The sequence below is a fragment of the Candidatus Chloroploca sp. Khr17 genome, from assembly GCF_004138165.1.
Classification (GTDB): Bacteria; Chloroflexota; Chloroflexia; order Chloroflexales; family Chloroflexaceae; genus Chloroploca.
Genome location: NZ_RYFF01000009.1, coordinates 76,073 through 94,119, shown reverse-complemented (window position 1 = coordinate 94,119; position 18,047 = coordinate 76,073). Strand labels below are relative to the sequence as shown.

Here is an 18,047-nt window from a genome sequence, read left to right as displayed (position 1 = left end):
TCTACAAAGCCTGGATAAAGGCGAGCCCACGGATCGCCTCATCAATCACCGCGAGCAATGGTTGGGGATAGAGGCCCACGCCGAGCGTGATGAGCATCAAGAGCAACGTCAACACAGCGGCACTCGGCGGTTCGGGTTCGAGGCGACGCTGGGGCGGGCGGTCGAGTTCGGTTTCACCGAGCATCAGCGGTTCGACCACGAGCGTCTCTTCGCCGGGGCCAAGCAACCGTTCCGCCGCAATCCGGGCCAAGCCAAGCCCGGCGAGCAGTGTGCCGAGCAACAAAACCGACAGTTCCAGCCAACCCTTTTCGGCCGCCGCCTGATAGATCAACAGATGGCTCATCGCCCCACCGAGCGGCGGTAGCCCAAGCAGCGAGAGCCCACTGACGATCAAGCCGGTCGCCGCGACCGGCCAGCGCCGCAAGAGATCCCGTCTGAGCACCCCTGGTGTGCGGCCATCGGGGCGTTCGAGCAACCCGAGGCTCACAAAGAGCAGCATCACCGCCAGAGTCTGATTAAAAGCCCCAAAGATCGCCCCGGCGAGCCCGAGTTGCGAGACGGCGGCCAAGCCGTAGAAGACGATCCCGCAATGGTAGAGGATCAGGTACGCGCTTGCCCGGCGCAACGATGTCGGTGCCAGGGCAAGGACGCCCGCGACGATCACGCTGACCAGCGCCCCGAGGCGCATCACAAAGAGGACTTCGGCACTCTCGACGAGCAGCATCGGATAGCTTTGAAACACAAGAATCAGCACGAGCAAACTCGTCGTATTGAGCAGCGTAATCGTCACTGCGGAAACAAGCGTCTCGGCGTAATCAACGAGATCGGTGAGCCACGTATGAAACGGGATCAGCGCCAGGCGCAGGGCGAAACTCGTCGCAAGCAGGGCCAGGATGAAACGGGCAAGTGAAATTCGCCCGGGTAGTTCCCCAGGTCGAAAGACATCAGTCAGGACAAACGCAATATACATCAAGACCATAGCCACGACCATCAAGACGAGATACTTGAGCGCTGCGGCAATGACCCGTGTACTGACGAGCGCACTCGCGCCTACAGGCAGATCAACGACCGTCAGGACGGTTGTCAAGCTGGTGGAGGCAAGCAAAAGCGTGGTAATAAAGGGATCTTGCAACAAGAGCACGCCACTAATCTGGGCGAGCGTCAGCAGCGTAATCGGTACAAAATTCTCGCCATGCGGCAAATGGCGGGCCGCCACAAAGGCAAACACCCCGATCCCGAGAAAGATCAGCAAAAAGACCTGCCCCAGTGTACTGAGCGTCAGCGTCACCCCGAGAAAGCGGGTTGGCTGGTCAATCGGCAATTGCAGCGCGATCCAGACCTGCGTCAGGACTGTGCCGAGCGCCGCAAAAATAACCAGTTCGCTTCTCCGTCGCAGGATAAACGTACTGATCGCCATCGTGATCGGAAAAAAGATCAAAAGCAAATAGAGCATGGCCTACCGATAGAGCTCACTCAGATCGAGAGTCTTGAGTCGTCCATAGAGGAGCCCGCTCAAATACGCTACGGCCAGGGCCAGCAGCAGATGGAACAGGCTCAAGAGCGCAAGTGGAATCACATTCAGCCCACTCGCATCAGGTGTACTAACGACCGCCATATAGAGCAGGTCAACCGCACTCACACAGAGCAGCAACCCGAGGCCGATCTTCAGCACATCGACCGCCGTAGCGATCGTCAGAATGCCGGTCAGCACCAGCCAGTACCAGACAAAATCACTAGCTACCGTCGGTGCAATCGCATAGACTCGTGGCAGGATCAGGCTGGCCAGCAGGGCCAGGACGCCAGCCCAGAAGGGCAACACATACTCACCGAACTGAAACGGTTGATTGGCGCGCTGGCGTTGAGCGGCGCGAGCGGCCCGGCGCAACTCGGCCATCCCAAACTCATCGAGATTCTCGAGGCCATACTCACGTGAGAAGGTGAGTGCCGTAATGCCCAAGATCAGCGCGACACTGATCCCGGTAATAAGCTTGATCACGAGCAGGGTACTCACCGCGAACCCAAAGATCGGCAGATCCCCGCTGATAAACTGCTGCTCGACGAGGAAGAAGGCCTGGGCCACATAGTTGAGCAACAGGGCAGTGACGGTAATGCGCCAATCCCGAAAGAGCAGGATGATTGCCGCTGTAATCCCAATTCCAAGCAGAAGCCAGTTGATACTCATTGTGCCATCAACAACATAATCGTAAGCAGCGCTGCCAGCACACCCAGCAGATAGTAACGCTGTTCAAAGAATCCAAGCAAAAAGCGTAGTCCCTGACTGATTCTTTGCAACCCTTGCCAGATAGCCTGCCAGCCCTGGGTCGGGTTAGTCAGATGTGCCAGAGGTTGCAATAACGTTCCTAGCCCTTCGGCAGTCAAGAAGACGGGTTCTTCATCAGGATCGCGTTCAAGTGTTCGTACAACGGGGCGACGAGCGATCATAAGCATCAGCACGACCAAGACGCCCCCGGCGATCCCTGTCGCAAGCTGTGCCCCGAAGCTGACTGGAAAGTCCACGGGGGCAAAGGTAAGCGTGGCGAGCCAGGGTTCCCACACGAGGGTAGGGACCAACCCGAGCAGTACCAATGGCGCACCCGCCACCGCAAGCAGCATCTGCTCAACCCAACTCATCCTCAACCCGGTGCGTTCCTTGCCCTGCCCCCAGAGTCGGGCGAGCGGCAGAATGAGGGCCAGGACTATCAGCACCATGCTTGCAAGCACCAGGGTAAGGAGCCAGGGGTACTGCTCTTGGATCGCTTGGAAAAGCCACAGACGTGGCCAGAACCCCCACAGCGGCGGCAAGCCGAGGGTGAGGGCACCTGTAACGAGCCACATCACCCCGACGAGCCGGGGCAACGCGAGGCCTGGCACCGTAACGTCGTCGCTTCCCGTCATGCGTTCAAAGCTCGCCACGGCTGCCGCCCCGATGACCCCACTCAACATCAGGCTGACCAGTTGCCCTGGCACCGCCAGGGCGGCGAGCGGCCCGGCCAGGCCGATACTAACCACAACCGCGGCCACCTGAAACGTCAGCATCAACGCAAGCAAGGGACGCAGACGCGGGGTGGCAAGTGCTGCTGCGGCACATCCGAGCATGCCGAATGTGCCGAGCAACGCAATTGCCATCGCCCAGCGATTGGGTAAAATCGGCAAAGCACTGATGACCTGCATAAACCAGTTGAGGCCCGCCACCGGCATAGCGAGCCCATAGACCAGGGTTGCGAGGGGCGCAGGAAAGGCAAAGGCCTCGTTGCGTCCACCCGCCAGGGGGGGGCTTCCGGCAAAGGCAAACGCCGCGACAAGCAGCAAAACGAGGGCCGGCCACATCGAGAGGGTTCCATCTTCAATCAGCGTACCAGGGGCAAGGATGGCGGCGGCTACCAGCAGACTCGCCAGCAGACCTGTGATCAAGCCGTGAGGCAACAAGACAGGAGCCTCGGGTGCAGCCGCCGTGCCAGTGGTGACCCCACTGGCCTGAAGCATCGCATAGCCACTGAGCGTCACCACGGTCCAGGCGAACGGATGGACAAGCGAAAACGGGGGGGCGGCCAGGCTCGTCACGGCTGCCGTCAAACAGATCAGCGCCCACCCAAAAATTGCCCCAAACCCACGCACCCCTGGGGCGATGGCAGCGGCGAGCGTGAGGATCGTCAGCCCCCCGCCCCCCAGGAGGGTCAGTGCAAGCGCACGTTCATTTGCTAGCAACCCGGGCGTGAGGCTTGCCTGCACGGTACCCAGCAGCAACAGCACGATAGGTGGTTCCTCAGGGGTTGCCAACGGTGCTATCACAAGGATACCAAGGGTGATCAGCATCGTGAGCGCCGTGCCAAACCCGATCTGTCGTGCAGGCACAAGCTGTCCAAGCCCAAAGCTGAGTGCTGCGGCAAGCAGCAGAATAGTTGGTACAAGGAAAAACATCAGTAGCCTGTCTCCAGACAGGTATCACATGGATCGGTTGAAACAAAGACCAGCGCAGCATCATCAATTCGTGCATTCACCAAGAGACTACGGGTCAACAACCGTTCAACCTGTGGAGCGAGTTTATAGCTGACACTCGTCAAACGGCGGCCATCACTCTCGACATGATATGTAATGGGGCCACGGGCACCTTCGACGGTTGCATTGGTGGTACTTGCCGGCAAGCGTTCGGGCAATTCCCCACAGATCTCGCCGCCGGGCAGTTCACGCGAAGCGCGTCCAACCAACTTGAGGCTCTCGAGCAACTCAAGCACCAACACGACTAGCCGCGCATACACATCGCCACTTGGCTGGGTCACAAGTTCTGGTGGCAGGCTCGGATACGCTGCATAGGGCTTGTCGATCCGGCGATCGTTGGTGAGCCCCGAGGCCCGCCCGAGGGGGCCTTCGAGCCGAAACTGCGTTGCGGCGTGGGTGGTAATGATCCCGACATCCACCGTACGGGCGAGCAACGAACGCTGGTTCAGCACACGCTCAACGAGAGGGAAGAGGGTCGCAATGAGCTCAGCCGAGGTCTGCTCGATCACTTCGCGCACCGAGGCATCGCTATCATAGCCCACGCCACCGGGGATGAGCCAGTCACCTGGTTCAGTTGCTGTCAGCGTGATCAAAGTTGCCTGGAGGCGTGCTGCCGTGGTGGTGAAGGGTTCGGCGAAATTAGCGAGGCCCAGCGTCGTCAGGATCGCGGCGACGGCGGCTCCATGCGAACTAGCCCGTTCAAGTTCTGCTGCGGCAACCCGTAAAAAGGCCGCCCGTGGGGGGACTTCAATGCCCGCCAGCAGTTCGATCGCCTGACAGAGCGCCAGCCCATGGGCGACCCCACAGCCCGGGGCTGATTGGGCCGCAGCCGCAATGAGTTGGGCCGGGGCAAACTGGGCAGCATGGGTCAGCGCTGTTTCGGTCGCGGTATCGGGACGATATTCGACATCCACAATCCGCTCGCCATCGATTTTGAGCAAGATGCGCTGAGGACGGGTCAAGCCCGGGGCTTGCGGTTTGAGCGTCAGCACATAGGTCAAGCAGAGCCTCCTGCGCCCGTCGGTGCGGGACGGCACATGGTACATATTGCTGGCGCATTATACCATGACAGAGTGCTATAATCGTCGTCATACATTATCCTGCCTTATTGCGAGGAGTAGCGTATGTCAACTGATGGGACAGCGGGGGTCATTCAGGCCGATCATGAGTACATCTTGCAGACCTATGTGAAGCCTGATTTTGTCCTCGAGCGTGGTGAAGGGGTCTATCTTTTTGATACCGCAGGGCGGCGCTATCTTGATTTTGTAGCCGGCATTGCCGTCAATGCGCTCGGCTATGGTGATCCCGAGGTAACCCGTGCGATCGCCGATCAGGCGACCAAGTTGATCCATGTCTCGAATCTCTATCATACCGCCCCGGCAGGCGAGTTGGCCCGGTTGCTGGTGGAGCATAGCCCGGGTCTTGACCGGGTCTTTTTTGGCAATAGTGGGGCCGAGGTGATCGAGGGTTCGCTCAAATTTGCCCGTCGTTATGCGCGTGAGCATTATGGCGAAGGTAAAACAGCGATTGTTGCCTTTGATGGCTCGTTTCATGGACGTACGATGGGTGCGCTTGCGGTGACAGCCCGCGAGAAGTATCGTGAACCCTTTATGCCAGTGATGCCCGGGGCGCGCTTTGCCACCTACAATGACCTTGCCTCGGTTGAAGCGGTGATGGGCGACGATGTCTGTGCCGTGATCCTCGAGCCGGTCCAGGGCGAAGGCGGCCTGCGGGTTGCCGATCCTGCGTTTCTCCAGGGGGTACGCGAACTCTGTGACCGTTATCAAGCCCTCCTGATCTTTGACGAGATCCAGTGTGGCATGGGTCGTACCGGGACGCTCTGGGCGCATGAACCTTCGGGCGTACGACCTGATCTGATGACGCTTGCCAAGCCGCTTGCCGGTGGCTTGCCGATCGGGGCTATCTTGCTTGGGCAGCATGTCGCTGATACGATCCATGTTGGCGATCATGGCACCACCTTCGGCGGCAATCCTCTGGCGACTGCTGTTGGCAGTGTCGTCTTCAAGCGCATTAACGATCCCGCCTTTCTGAGCCATGTCCGCGAGGTGTCAAGCTACCTTGACGAGTCGCTGCAGGATCTCGCGGCCGATCTGCCTGGCCGGATACGTGAACTGCGTGGACGTGGCCTGATGCGCGGTGTCGCACTCAATGTTCCTGCTGCGCCGGTACGGGAAATAGCCCAGCAACAGGGTTTGCTCGTTGCCACAGCGGGCGACGACATTCTCCGTCTCGTACCCCCGTTAATTACCGAAACAGGCCATATTGACGAGGCCCTGACCATCCTGCGACGTGCGCTCGTGTAAGCCGGTAAAGCACCATATGGTACAATCTACCCAACGCTAGCTCAGCTTGAAAGGGAACGCATATGCCCGTTGTAGCGCTCATTGGTGCCCAGTGGGGCGATGAAGGTAAAGGCCACCTGGTCGATCTCCTGGCCAACAAAGCGCGCCTGGTGATCCGTTATGGTGGAGGAAATAACGCCGGCCATACGGTCGTCAATCATCTGGGTACCTTCAAGCTCCATCTCGTGCCTTCGGGTATCTTTGATCATGGCATTGTCAATGTCATTGCCTCGGGGGTTGTCATTGACCCCGAAGCGTTGATCAAAGAGATCGCCGGTCTGGAGGCATCGGGGGTGAGTACCACCAAGCTTTTTGTGAGCGAGCGCGCCCATGTGGTGATGCCGTACCATATGTTGCTTGATCAGTTGCAGGAAGATGCTCGTGGTATCGGCAAGATTGGGACAACCGGGCGTGGAATTGGCCCGGCCTATGCTGATAAAATGAGTCGTACCGGGATCCGCATCGGTGATCTGTTGCACGAAGAGACGCTGCTCAACCGTTTGACGGTGGTGCTTGAAGAGAAGAACCGGATCTTGACCCGGCTCTACAATGCCAAGCCCATCTCGCTGCACGATACCTATCTGCGCTACCTCGAGTTTGGTCGTCAACTCGCCGAGCATATTACCGACGTGCATCCGATTATCCACCGTGCGCTCGAAAAAGATCTGCCGGTCTTGCTTGAAGGTGCGCAGGGAACTTTGCTCGATATTGATCACGGCACCTATCCCTATGTCACCTCTTCGCCCCCAGGGGCTGCCGGGGCCTGCCAGGGCGCTGGTATTGGCCCAACCCAACTCGACTCGGTGATCGGAGTCTTTAAGGCCTATACGACACGGGTTGGCGAGGGCCCCTTCCCAACCGAAATTGATGGCCCTGACGCCGATATGCTGCGTCAGATTGGCACGCCCTGGGCTGAAGTTGGCGTCACCACCGGTCGGTTGCGTCGCGTCGGTTGGTTTGATGCGGTGCTGGCGCGCTATGCCACCCAGATCAATGGCATTGATACGGTCGCGATTACCAAGCTTGATGTGCTCGATACCGCACCGACCATCAAAATCTGTACGGGCTATCAATTGCACGAGACGCAACTCGATTATCCACCGGCGACCGTGGCCGTGTTGGGCCAGGTCGAGCCGATCTATGAAGAGATGCCGGGTTGGATGACGCCGACGACGCACGTACGTCACTTCCACGACCTCCCCGATGCCGCACAAGCCTATGTGTCCCGGCTCTGCCAGTTGATTGGTGCCCGTCTTGGGATTGTGTCGGTTGGCCCCGACCGCGAACAGACGATCATTGCCGCCGAGGTCTTTTAGCGCCAATACCTTGCAAAGAAGGCGGCTCTTTTGACGCAAAGGCGCAAAGGCGCAAAGGTTTTTGCGTAGGTGAGCTTATTTGAAAAGGATTGCTTTTAGCCCTTGATGGGGGTTGACGCCAGCGATCAGGGCACCCGCAAGGGGTGCCCCTACCGGCCGGGGGCCGGATCCGGTGGAGGGGCACCCCTTGCGGGTGCCCTGGCCCTAGGTGTGTACACACCTAGGGCGATTGCATCATACGAAACCGGAGACAACAAGACGCGCGATCAGGGCACCCGCAAGGGGTGCCCCTACCGGCCGGGGGCCGGATCCGGTGGAGGGGCACCCCTTGCGGGTGCCCTGGCCTGGTGCATCCACGGAAGATGCAATCGCCCTATGTACACACCGGCAAAAGATTGACATCGCTTTGTGGTATATGCTACGATAGCAGGTGCAAGCGGTCAATCTGGAATGCATATCATAAATAAGCGGTATCTATCTATACGCTAACCGCAAGCACGTGCTTCCGATGGTCTCGCTCAGTGTCGTGGAGAATTCGTATGAAATTGCACGAGTACCAGGCCCGAGCCCTGCTGGCGCAGCATGGCATTCCCGTTACCGGAGGTGGTGTCGCGACGACGGCGGCTGAGGCGCGTACGATCGCCGAAGAACTGGGTCGTCGCGTGGTGATCAAGGCCCAGGTCTTTGTGGGTGGCCGTGGCAAGGCCGGGGGCGTGAAGCTCGCTGATACGCCTGCCGAGGCCGAACAGGTTGCCAGCCAGATTCTTGGTATGGATATTAAAGGTTTGACCGTCGAGAAGGTGCTGGTCGCTGAGGCGATTAGTTATCAGAAAGAGATCTATCTTAGTGCGATCCTTGATCGTGCCACCAAGCGGGTGGTGATGATTGCCTCGGCTGAGGGTGGGGTAGAGATCGAGGAAGTCGCCCGTACGAACCCTGAGGCGATTATCAAGCTTCCGGCGCATCCCATGCTTGGCTTGCAAGAGTATCAGGCGCGTGAATTGGCGTTTGCGATTGGCCTGACTGATGGCAAGCAGGCGCGTCAGTTTGCCCAGATCGCGACCGCGCTCTATCAGACGTTTATCAAGAGTGATGCGTCGCTGGTCGAGATCAACCCTCTGGTGATTCGTGATGATGGTAGTCTGCTCGCGCTTGACTCAAAAGTGTTGGTTGACGATAGCGCGCTCTTTCGGCATCCTGAGCTTGAAGCGATGCGTGATACCTCTGATGAGCCGGAAGCCGAACAGCGAGCCCGGGCTGCCGACATTACCTTTATCAAGCTTGATGGTTCGATCGGGTGCATGGTCAATGGGGCTGGTCTCGCGATGGCGACGATGGATGTGGTCAAGCTCTATGGTGGTGAACCGGCGAATTTTCTTGATATCGGTGGTGGTGCCGATAAAAACAAAGTCCGCACGGCGCTCGAGATCATTCTTGCCGATCCCAATGTCAAGGCGGTGATGTTCAATATCTTTGGTGGCATTACCCGTGTTGACGAAGTGGCCCGGGGCATTATTGCCGCCCTCGAAGAAGTTCCTACCTCGATTCCGCTGATTGCCCGCCTGACTGGTACCAACGAAAAAGAGGGGCTTCGCCTCTTGGCCGAGTCGCAGTTGATCCCGGCCACGTCGCTTGCCGAAGCAGCCCAGAAAGCCGTTGCCGCTGCACAGGCTACCGCGTAGATCGTTTTGTCAAACAAAAGACCAGTGAAACTGGTCTTTTGTTTGACAAAAGCAATGTCTTGGCAAGCTGATCTGTCCCACCTTGCTGGCATAGTATGGCAGCTTTTGTGGTACAATCGTCGGTGTTAGTTTGCATGCTTTAGCATTGTTGCCTGTGAAACCACTACGCTGTGTGGTTGTGCAGGTTGTTTTGTGTTTGAAGGAGTCTCTACGTATGACCCATGGCGAACAGCGGTTGGTAGAAGAGGGCTGGGACGCACTGGTTGAGCGACTCGGGTTGGCAGAGGCGACGCGCTTTGTCATGTTGCTCGATCGGCGTACCGGGGGCGCTCTTCAGCATCTACGGATCATCTGGTCCTCGACACCCCATCAGGCACGCCAGTCAACCACCCATCCATCAATGTTGCAACAGGTTGATCGGTAATAAAGCGGTAATTGAGCGGGAATGACCGGCGTACACACGCCGGTCATTATGTTTTTGGCGTGGTCGGGGCGCTCTCTTCGGTCAGTGCCGTTTCGAGGGCATCCAGGCGGGCACTGGCGTTCCGCCGCCATGCTTCATCATCCACCTGAATCGTACGCACACGATAGAGCACCTCTTGCTGAATCCGGCGGACGCCCCCAACGAGATCGGCCAGCAGGCCAATCAGGAAAACAAAGAGCGCCATTAAGATGAGAATGCTGCCAACGAGCAGCGACTGGTCGTTGGAGCGCGACTGGACGAACCACTCCATCCGGCGGCCAAGGAAGATATAGAAGGCCCAGATCAGCAGCAGGGCACCGGGGGTAAAGAGAAAAGCGGCCAGGTAACTAAAGACCTTGAGCGGCTCGTGCGTGGCATAGGTACGGGCAATGATCGCGGCCTGGCGCTTGATGAAATTCCAATTGCCGCGATGCAAACGCGAGGGGCGCTCGACATAATTGGTCGTGATCGGCACGGCGACAATCGTCAGACGGCGTTTGCCCGCCTGAATCAGCGCTTCGATGGTGTAAGAGAAGTCAGTCGTGACAAACGTCCGCAGGGCGGCCTCACGGGTCAGCGCCCGGAAACCACTAACCGTATCGGGCACATCCGTCTCCGAGGCCCAACGCACCACCGAACTACCGAGGTGCTGCAAGGTCTTCTTGAGTGGCGAAAAATGTTCGATATGCTGCACCTGGCGGTCGCCGACGACAATATCAGCTTTCCCTTGAATAATCGGTTGCACAAGGGTGGCGATCTCGCGGCCCGGGTATTGATGATCGGCATCCGTATTGACAATAAGATCAGCCCCGAGGCGGAGGGCCGTATCAATGCCCGTCTGATAGGCATTGGCAAGCCCCTTATTGGCCGTATGGCGCACCACATGGTCGGCCCCGGCGCGCAGCGCCACCGTGACCGTATCATCAGTACAGCCATCATCAATGACGAGCACCTCGACCGCACTGATCCCGGGGATTGTACGCGGCACATCGGCAATGACTGCGGCGATGGTCTCACGCTCATTCAGCGCAGGAATTTGCACAATCAACTTCATAGACCCACTCGTGATCAATTGAGCGGCAAGGGCTCGAGGAAGACGGTTCCTTCCGGCGAACCCTGGGCGACCCATCCGGTGCCGGCGGCGGCTTCCACGCGCCACCAGACATACCCATCAGCCTCAACCGGGCCTTCGACCAGCGTAACTTCGCTTGCATCAGGGAGTCGTGCGACCACTTCGGTCAACCCGGGGCTGGCGCGTGCGCGCAAAACCGTGCCATTGAGATTGACGATGCGTGCCGTACGTCCGACGGCCAGCACCAGTTCAGGTTCGAGGACTGGTGCAGCAGGAGGGATGGCCGTTGGTTGGAGGATGGGGCGGCTGGTAGGACGTTCAACAACTGTTGTGGGAGGAATGAGGGTTGCTTCAACGGCAGCCTGACCAGGGCGAGCGCTGCGTTCTGCAAACCACCAGACACCGCCAGCCACGAGACTAAGCGTGAGCACCACAACAAACACTACTACCATCGCAGGGGGAACAGTGCCCCGCGTCGTACTCTGCTTGCGGGCCTGGTTATACCCCTGGCGATAGTAGTAGTAGTGTTGGTAATAAAAGAGATCTAGTTCATCAAACTCGGCGTCGCGGGCGCCGCGTTCATACATCTCGCTATTGCTCGGCATATGCCCGAAAGGTCGCCCGCACTGCACCGATGTGTCAGCCCCGGGACGTAAAGAAGGATTGACGCTCGCCTACTTGAGCGCGATATCCTCACGGCCGATCTCGCGCAGCATCTTGGGATACATCTTGTAGACGGGTTCAACTGCTGGGAGCAACTTCAGAATCTTGGGAATCGGCCCTTTGGCAATGATCTGCTTGCGGGTGAGGGCGGCCATCAAATTGATCTTGCCGTGCCAGAACTGGTGGGCAATATCCGCTTTCATCGACATCGTCACATCAGGCTTGAGATCAACCTCGCCCCAGTGAACATCACAGTAGGCCCCTGGTTGGGTTGGCGGATGGGCTGCATCAATCGTCGCTATGCCAAACGGTTCTTCATAGCGGAACTGAATAACGATTTTTCCTTCGCAGATTCGTGGCGCAACGCGGGCATCGGTCTTGACCAGATCGTACAGTTGGCCGAGAATCTGCTGCAACTCGGCTTCGTCTTTGAAGTATGTCATCAGCCTCTCCATGGGGTAAAGATAGATAGGCTGAATCATAGCAGGAAATCGGCGCTTACGCAAGTAACGCGTTGCGTCAGTCAGGTGATCGTTTTGATCCATATGCCGGTGTACTCTTTGATGATGGCTTGGCGGGTGGTGCGGATGTGTTCGCCCATCGCTTCGCCAAAAAAGAAGCCCATGATCTTGGCGGCCTCTTCAGCATCAGCAAAGGCATAATCGGTGCGGATCACGTGTTCGGCAAAGCCGTGCTGGTCACGGAGCCTGGCATAGAAGTGGGCGAGTTCGGCGAGCGGGGGGGCCGGGGCGTCGACCATGGTACCCATTGTTTCGATCAGGATAACCGCACCACCTGGGCGCGCAAGCGATATGCACCCCGCCACGAGGTGATCAATCACGTCGTCCATCGTCTCAGGATGATCAAGCACCGTATGCCCAAAGCTCCACCCCTCGATCACGCAATCAACCTGGCATTCAACCTGGTTCAGTTCCAGGTTATCGCGTTGCACAAACGCGAGTTTGTCGGCATAGGCCTGCAACTTCTGCTGGGCATAGGCCAGCATATGGGGCGAACGATCAAAACAGGTAATGTGCCTGGCTTGTTCGACCAGCATAGCCGTCACCCTGCCAGTGCCAACGCCAAACTCAGCCACATCTTTGTTCGTCACATCATAGAGGCGCTGTAACGTCTGGGCCAACTGGCCTTGATAATCTTCATGCGTCACCAGCGCATCGTACTCGGGGGCGTACTGGGCATAGATCTCATACATCGTCGGCATCACTTGGCCTCTGGTTCAACGGTAAGACAAGAATTTAGGAGCTAGAAAATAGGAAATAGCCGAGCGCATCAGTACCCGATAGAGGCCTCTGAGCGGTAAAGTAACCTGAAACATGTCTAAGCATTGATATGCGCCAGGATAGCATATGTCTGGGCCTTGGGGCAAGGGATTGGGTCTAGCCGCCGCCAGTCCTAGCCAGATGACTGATCTTTTGACCTAGACGGCATCCTTCACCTGGCCGATGCATTCTGCCGATAGCTAGACTACAATGTGGCTACATGCTTACAAGCTGCGCTTGCTGCATTGCCAAGGAGGTTCGGCAAGGTACGCATGCAATCTAGGTCTTGGAGGTGGATTGCATGAGGAAAGAGCAATGATTATGGATCCACTTGTCATTGACAAGATTGCGAAGTCGTTTGCTACGCAGGTTGCGGTGCGTGAAGTGAGTTTTCGCGTTGGCCCTGGCGAAATCTTTGCGCTGCTTGGCCCGAATGGGGCTGGCAAGACGACGACGATCCGTATGGCGCTAGATATTTTTAAGCCTGATCGTGGCACGATTGCGCTTTTTGGGCAGGCTCCTAGTCTCGATACCCTTGATCGCATCGGGTATCTCCCCGAGGAACGAGGCCTCTATCGTAATCTGAATCTGCTGGATTGTCTGATCTATCTGGCCGGGCTCAAGGGCGTGCGTACAAGCGAAGCGCGTCGTCGGTTGATGTTCTGGCTCGAGCGTTTTGATCTTGCGACCCATACGCAGAAGAAGATCAATGATTTGAGTCGTGGCATGCAGCAAAAGGCGCAGTTTATTGCGGCACTGATCCACGAACCGGACTTATTAATCGTTGATGAGCCGTTTGCCGCCCTTGATCCGGTCAATACGCGCCTTATCAAAGAAGTTTTGCGTGAATTTGCTGCCCAGGGGCGTACAGTGATCATGTCAACCCATCAGATGCACCTGGTAGAAGAATTGGCCGAGCGCATGGTGATGATCAACCGCGGTGAGGTGGTTCTCTATGGCACAGTTGACGAGGTACGTCGCCAATTTGCCGCCAATGCCGTGTTGCTTGATGGTCACGGCACCCTGGCTGATCTCCCTGGTGTGATCGCGGTAGAACCACTTGGTGATACTGGCAGGCTTCAGTTGCACCTGGATGAAACCACGACGCCCCGTGAGATTTTTCAGGCTCTGGCGGCGCAGCCTGCGTATACAGTAGACCGTTTTGCGGTAGCGTTGCCGTCTCTTGATGAGATCTTTGTGCGCGTGGTAGAGGGCACGCATCCTGCCGAGGAGGTGATGGCATGAACAGGTTGCTGCACGTTGCGCATCACGAATATTTGCTCCATGTGCGCCGGCGAGGTTTTGTGTTGGCAACCTTGGGATTGCCGCTTCTTGTGCTCGTTGGGATGGCGTTGATTGTGATCGTCAATCTTGTTCGTCCGGAAACGGCGATCGGGTATGTCGATCAGTCTGGTCTTTTCAGCGGAGCGGCCTTGACTGCTCTATCGGATCATGATGAGCCGGCGATGCAACTGGTTCGCTTTGCCGATCCCGAGGCAGCCAGGGCGGCTCTTGCCACAGGTGCTATTGAGAGCTATGTGGTGATCGCGCCTGACTATGCGGCGACTGGTGCGCTTGTGCTGTATGGGGCTGAGCGGCTTTCGCCACCTGGACAACGTAGTTTGCGGGGCGCTCTCAATCAGGGTTTGCTGGCTCGTGCTGACCTTGCTGCCGACGTGGCTATGGTGGCTCTAGATCCCCTGGCTAAGCTTGAGTCGCGCCAGGTTGATGGGACATCCCTTGATCCCTCTGCGCTGGGTCAGCGCATCCTTGCCGCAATGCTCGGTAGCCTGCTCTTTATGGTGACGATCTTTTCTTCGGCGAGTTATTTGCTGCAGGCACTCGTGGAGGAGAAGGAGAACCGCACGATTGAGATTGTCACGACTTCAATCAGCCCTGGACAATTGATTGGCGGCAAGGTTCTAGGATTGGGCTTGCTTGGCTTTACGATTGCGCTGGTCTGGTTGAGCGGCGTGGCGCTTGCCTGGGGCATCGGGGCGGTTTTTGTGGATCCATTGCGCGAGGTACGCCTCAGCCTGGGCGCCTTTGTGCCGGTTCTGCTCTTTTTCATTCCGGGCTACTTGCTCTTTGCCGGGCTGATGGTGGCCATCAGTGCGATTGTGCCAACAGCGCAAGAGGCGCAGCAGTTTGCTGGCTTGATGACCGTTGTGGCGGTTTTGCCCTTGATGCTCAGCGTGATCTTTTTTACCAACCCCGATGGCCTGATTGCCGTTACCCTTAGCCTCTTTCCCCTTTCAGCGCCCATAGGGATGTTGCTTCGCCTTGTGCTGGGCAATGTGCCTGGATGGCAGATTGGGCTGAGCTTCAGCCTCCTGGTTGTCTCGGCATGGCTCGCCATTGGGATGGCAACGCGGATCTTTCGGGTGGGAATGCTACGCTATGGTCAACGCTTGCGAGTCCGGGAGATCGTGCGCGCTCTACGCGTCGGTTGATCCGCGCGATCTTGCTTGAGGAGGATCCTATGCAACGAACTTTTCTGGTGGCAAGACACGAGTTTCGGCGTCATGTCTTGCGGCCCAGTTTTTTGATCACGACCCTGCTCTTCCCTCTTGTGCTTGGGGTCGTGATGCTCTTTATGCGTGCGAATGCGACCGCGTCTCCCGATGACCTCGCGGCTTTGACTGGCAAGCCGTTTGGCTATGTGGATGAGGCGGGAGTCTTCACGTTGCCGGTGCCTGAAGCGCTCGCGGCTCAGGTACAGGCTTTGCCTGATGTGGCGAGTGGTGTTGAGGCCATCCAGACGGGGGCGTTGCAGGGTTTCTACCACTTCCCAGAAGATTATTTGCGCGGAGGCACGGTTGCCTGGGTGAGTGAAGACATGACTGGCCCACAGGGTCAGGCTTTGATTGTTATGCTCCTTCGGGCCAGCCTGCTTGCCGATCATCCGGAACTCGTTACTCAACTTGGGCGTCCATTGGCGCTGCAACTTCCGACCGAAGACGATCAGGTTGAACCTGCCACGGCAATGGCTGCTGAGCGTGGTATGCTGACCTTTGTGCTACCGTATGCTTTTGCAATGGTGCTCTATATTACGATCTTTTCAGCGGCAAGTTTTTTACTCCAGAGTGTGACCGAAGAGAAGGAAAATCGCACCATCGAGCTTGTGCTCACGACCGTTCGCCCTCTTGCATTGTTGACCGGCAAAGTGCTGGGGCTCGGGTTGCTTGGCTTCGTACAGGTGAGCATCTGGCTTGCGGCTGGTATGCTCTTGCTCAAGACCAGTACGGACGCACTTGAGCAAGCGGGATTGGCTGTGTCGTGGACAGCAGTCGTTCTAGCGTTGGTCTATTATCTGCTTGGCTATCTGGTGTACGGCAGTTTGTTGGCTGGTGTTGGGGCTACGGTAACCCACATGCGTGAAGGTTCCCAACTGGTCGCAATCTTGATCATCCCGTGCATTGTGCCACTCTGGTTTATGACGACCATTATTGATCAGCCTGATAGCGTGCTGGCAAGAGGGCTGAGTTTCTTCCCCATGACTGCACCAGTTACCATGATGATCCGCGTACCCTTGACGACGATCCCGCTGTGGGAAATTATGCTCAGTGTCGGTGTTCTGGTCGTTTCGGCCATGGCGTGTCTTTGGATAGCGGCAAGATTGTTTCGTGCCGGGACTCTGCTCGCGGGCCAGCGACTTGATGCACGGGCGATTATTAAGAGTCTAGGATGAAAGAGCTACGATCGTTCGAACGGATTGCTTTGGTCGCTCATCCTCTATGTGCAGGGCTCGGGAGCGGGTTGCTGGTCTGGGGCCCGTTTGCTGCTCGTTGGCCGCTAGCGGTGCTGGTTGGGGTGGTGGTCGGACTGATCTTCGGCTGGTTGCGCTGGCGGCAACAAGCGAAGCCACCTGAGGCTCGTCGGCGGCAACGGTGGGTCTTGTGGCTGCTGCACGGGTTGTTGGTGCTTGGATGGGTGGCCGCTGTGCTGCTCCCCCTCTATCGGCTGAATATCGTGCTCCCCGCCACGCGTGATCGTCAGGCCAATTTTGACCGGCTCTGGCGAGCGATGGATGTGTACTACCCCTATTTTGGCCTGAAAGGCGTCGCCTGGGACGAAGTCTATCAGCGTTATGCGCCGCAGGTTGCGGCTGCTTCTGATGACGCAGCCTATTGGAAATTGGTGGCTGCCATGCTGGCCGAGTTGCAAGACGGTCATACGAATCTGCAATCGCCAGCGCGCCAGCAGGGGCGGATCTTTTTTGGTACGGCTCGGGTGATGGGCGCAGAGGTTGTGGTTGATCAGGTGAGCCAGGCGGCCCGGCAAGCTGGTCTGGCGCCGTGCGCCGTGCTGGTGGCCGTTGATGGCCGCCCGCTTGAAGAGGCGCTGGACGCAGTGCCGGCTATGCTGACCGCCAGTGGTACCCCGCACAACCGTCGTGCGCTGGCGGCGTTCAATCTGTTGAGCAGCACGGCACCGCAGATGGAGGTGACCATGCTTGATGCCAACGGTCAACCGCAGACGGTCATGCTGATCCATCAACCCGAGACGGCAGCCTCAGCCCCGTCGAGTTCACGTGAGCGCCCACCTGCCATTCAGGCCGAGCGCTTGCCTTCAGGCTTTGGCCTGATCAAGATCAACGCTTTTTGGAGTGACGATGATCTGGTCGCGGCCTTTGATGCAGCGCTGAACGAGCTTTTTGATGCTCCTGGGTTGATCATTGATGTACGGGGCAATGGCGGGGGCAACCAGTTGCTCGCCGACCAGATGGCGGCGCGTTTGCTCGCTGCGCCATTCACCTATGGGCGTGACCATTTTGCCGGGCGCATGCCACAGCGCGGCTGGCTTCCTGGAATCAGCTTTCGCCTGACGCCGCGGGCACCGATCTATCGTGGGCCAGTTGTCCTGCTCATTGATGAACGAAGTTTTAGCACGACCGAGCAATTTGTGGTGGCACTGGTTGACGCAGGGCGCGTCACGACCGTCGGTCGTCCGACCGGGGGTGGATCAGGCAACCCGATCCGCTTTGATCTGACTGGCGGGGCGTTTGTACGCTTCTCGACGGCTGACTTTCGTCGCAATGATGGCCGCCCGCTTGAAGGGCTTGGTGTTGCCCCGGATCTGCCGGTGATCCTGCAGGCGCGTGATTGCAACGGCCCCGATCGCGACCGCGAGGCGGCTGAAGCCTTATTGCTGGGTACGGCCCCTGCGCCGTAACGCACGAGCATGGCCTGCCGCTACGGGGGACACAACG

Annotated in this window: 16 protein-coding genes; 8 read left to right on the top strand and 8 right to left on the bottom strand. The window is 57.9% G+C overall.

Translation table 11 applies throughout. The features are described 5' to 3' along the window. Nucleotide 1 precedes the first annotated feature (1 nt). The 4 genes from EKD05_RS07810 to EKD05_RS07795 are packed head-to-tail and all read right to left on the bottom strand — an operon-like array spanning nucleotide 2 to nucleotide 4,988. A complete protein-coding gene (locus EKD05_RS07810) occupies nucleotides 2–1,453 on the bottom strand; it encodes a proton-conducting transporter membrane subunit (protein ID WP_129671879.1) in 1,452 nt (483 codons plus the stop codon). A gap of 3 nt (nucleotides 1,454–1,456) precedes the next feature. After that, entirely contained in the window at nucleotides 1,457–2,182 is a 726-nt protein-coding gene (locus EKD05_RS07805) for a hypothetical protein (protein ID WP_129671878.1), read from the bottom strand. Continuing rightward, on the bottom strand, nucleotides 2,179–3,918 hold the full coding sequence (locus tag EKD05_RS07800) for a hypothetical protein (RefSeq protein WP_129671877.1): 1,740 nt from the start codon (nucleotides 3,916–3,918) through the stop codon (nucleotides 2,179–2,181). The genes EKD05_RS07805 and EKD05_RS07800 overlap by 4 nt, the downstream gene beginning before the upstream one ends. Then, nucleotides 3,918–4,988: a hypothetical protein gene (locus tag EKD05_RS07795; protein WP_240695683.1), complete on the bottom strand. Its 1,071-nt coding sequence runs from the start codon at nucleotides 4,986–4,988 to the stop codon at nucleotides 3,918–3,920. The genes EKD05_RS07800 and EKD05_RS07795 overlap by 1 nt, the downstream gene beginning before the upstream one ends. Nucleotides 4,989–5,120: 132 nt before the next feature. On the opposite strand from EKD05_RS07795, the gene EKD05_RS07790 reads away from it, so the two are divergent. The 4 genes from EKD05_RS07790 to EKD05_RS07775 all read left to right on the top strand — a co-directional run bounded on the left by EKD05_RS07790 (nucleotide 5,121) and on the right by EKD05_RS07775 (nucleotide 9,781). Next, a complete protein-coding gene (locus tag EKD05_RS07790; protein WP_129671875.1) occupies nucleotides 5,121–6,320 on the top strand; it encodes an aspartate aminotransferase family protein in 1,200 nt (399 codons plus the stop codon). Between the two features lie 62 nt (nucleotides 6,321–6,382). Beyond that, a complete protein-coding gene (locus tag EKD05_RS07785; RefSeq protein WP_129671874.1) occupies nucleotides 6,383–7,675 on the top strand; it encodes an adenylosuccinate synthase in 1,293 nt (430 codons plus the stop codon). A 539-nt stretch (nucleotides 7,676–8,214) separates the two neighbouring features. After that, on the top strand, nucleotides 8,215–9,357 hold the full coding sequence (gene sucC / locus EKD05_RS07780) for an ADP-forming succinate--CoA ligase subunit beta (RefSeq protein ID WP_129671873.1): 1,143 nt from the start codon (nucleotides 8,215–8,217) through the stop codon (nucleotides 9,355–9,357). Between the two features lie 214 nt (nucleotides 9,358–9,571). Next, on the top strand, nucleotides 9,572–9,781 hold the full coding sequence (locus tag EKD05_RS07775) for a hypothetical protein (protein ID WP_129671872.1): 210 nt from the start codon (nucleotides 9,572–9,574) through the stop codon (nucleotides 9,779–9,781). Nucleotides 9,782–9,827: 46 nt separating this feature from the next. On the opposite strand, the gene EKD05_RS07770 is transcribed toward EKD05_RS07775, so the two are convergent. The 4 genes from EKD05_RS07770 to EKD05_RS07755 all read right to left on the bottom strand — a co-directional run bounded on the left by EKD05_RS07770 (nucleotide 9,828) and on the right by EKD05_RS07755 (nucleotide 12,777). Continuing rightward, complete coding sequence (locus tag EKD05_RS07770) at nucleotides 9,828–10,874, bottom strand: glycosyltransferase family 2 protein (protein ID WP_129671871.1); 1,047 nt, start codon at nucleotides 10,872–10,874, stop codon at nucleotides 9,828–9,830. A gap of 14 nt (nucleotides 10,875–10,888) precedes the next feature. Further along, entirely contained in the window at nucleotides 10,889–11,479 is a 591-nt protein-coding gene (locus EKD05_RS07765; RefSeq protein WP_129671870.1) for an SH3 domain-containing protein, read from the bottom strand. Between the two features lie 87 nt (nucleotides 11,480–11,566). After that, on the bottom strand, nucleotides 11,567–11,998 hold the full coding sequence (locus tag EKD05_RS07760; protein WP_129671869.1) for a hypothetical protein: 432 nt from the start codon (nucleotides 11,996–11,998) through the stop codon (nucleotides 11,567–11,569). Between the two features lie 80 nt (nucleotides 11,999–12,078). Then, nucleotides 12,079–12,777 carry a class I SAM-dependent methyltransferase gene (locus EKD05_RS07755; RefSeq protein WP_129671868.1) on the bottom strand — a complete coding sequence of 233 codons (699 nt, stop codon included), beginning with the start codon at nucleotides 12,775–12,777 and terminating at the stop codon, nucleotides 12,079–12,081. A 373-nt stretch (nucleotides 12,778–13,150) separates the two neighbouring features. Between EKD05_RS07755 and EKD05_RS07750 the strand changes: the two genes are divergently transcribed. From EKD05_RS07750 to EKD05_RS07735, 4 genes are read left to right on the top strand one after another with little or no spacing between them, the layout of a single operon-like run. Beyond that, on the top strand, nucleotides 13,151–14,080 hold the full coding sequence (locus EKD05_RS07750) for an ABC transporter ATP-binding protein (RefSeq protein ID WP_205703886.1): 930 nt from the start codon (nucleotides 13,151–13,153) through the stop codon (nucleotides 14,078–14,080). Then, complete coding sequence (locus EKD05_RS07745; protein ID WP_129671866.1) at nucleotides 14,077–15,288, top strand: ABC transporter permease; 1,212 nt, start codon at nucleotides 14,077–14,079, stop codon at nucleotides 15,286–15,288. The genes EKD05_RS07750 and EKD05_RS07745 overlap by 4 nt, the downstream gene beginning before the upstream one ends. A 29-nt stretch (nucleotides 15,289–15,317) precedes the next feature. Further along, a complete protein-coding gene (locus tag EKD05_RS07740) occupies nucleotides 15,318–16,526 on the top strand; it encodes an ABC transporter permease (protein WP_165360639.1) in 1,209 nt (402 codons plus the stop codon). Further along, nucleotides 16,523–18,010 (top strand): S41 family peptidase, encoded by a 1,488-nt coding sequence (locus EKD05_RS07735; RefSeq protein ID WP_129671864.1) that lies wholly within the window; start codon nucleotides 16,523–16,525, stop codon nucleotides 18,008–18,010. Before EKD05_RS07740 ends, EKD05_RS07735 begins: the two co-directional genes overlap by 4 nt. The last annotated feature ends 37 nt before the right edge of the window (nucleotides 18,011–18,047 follow it).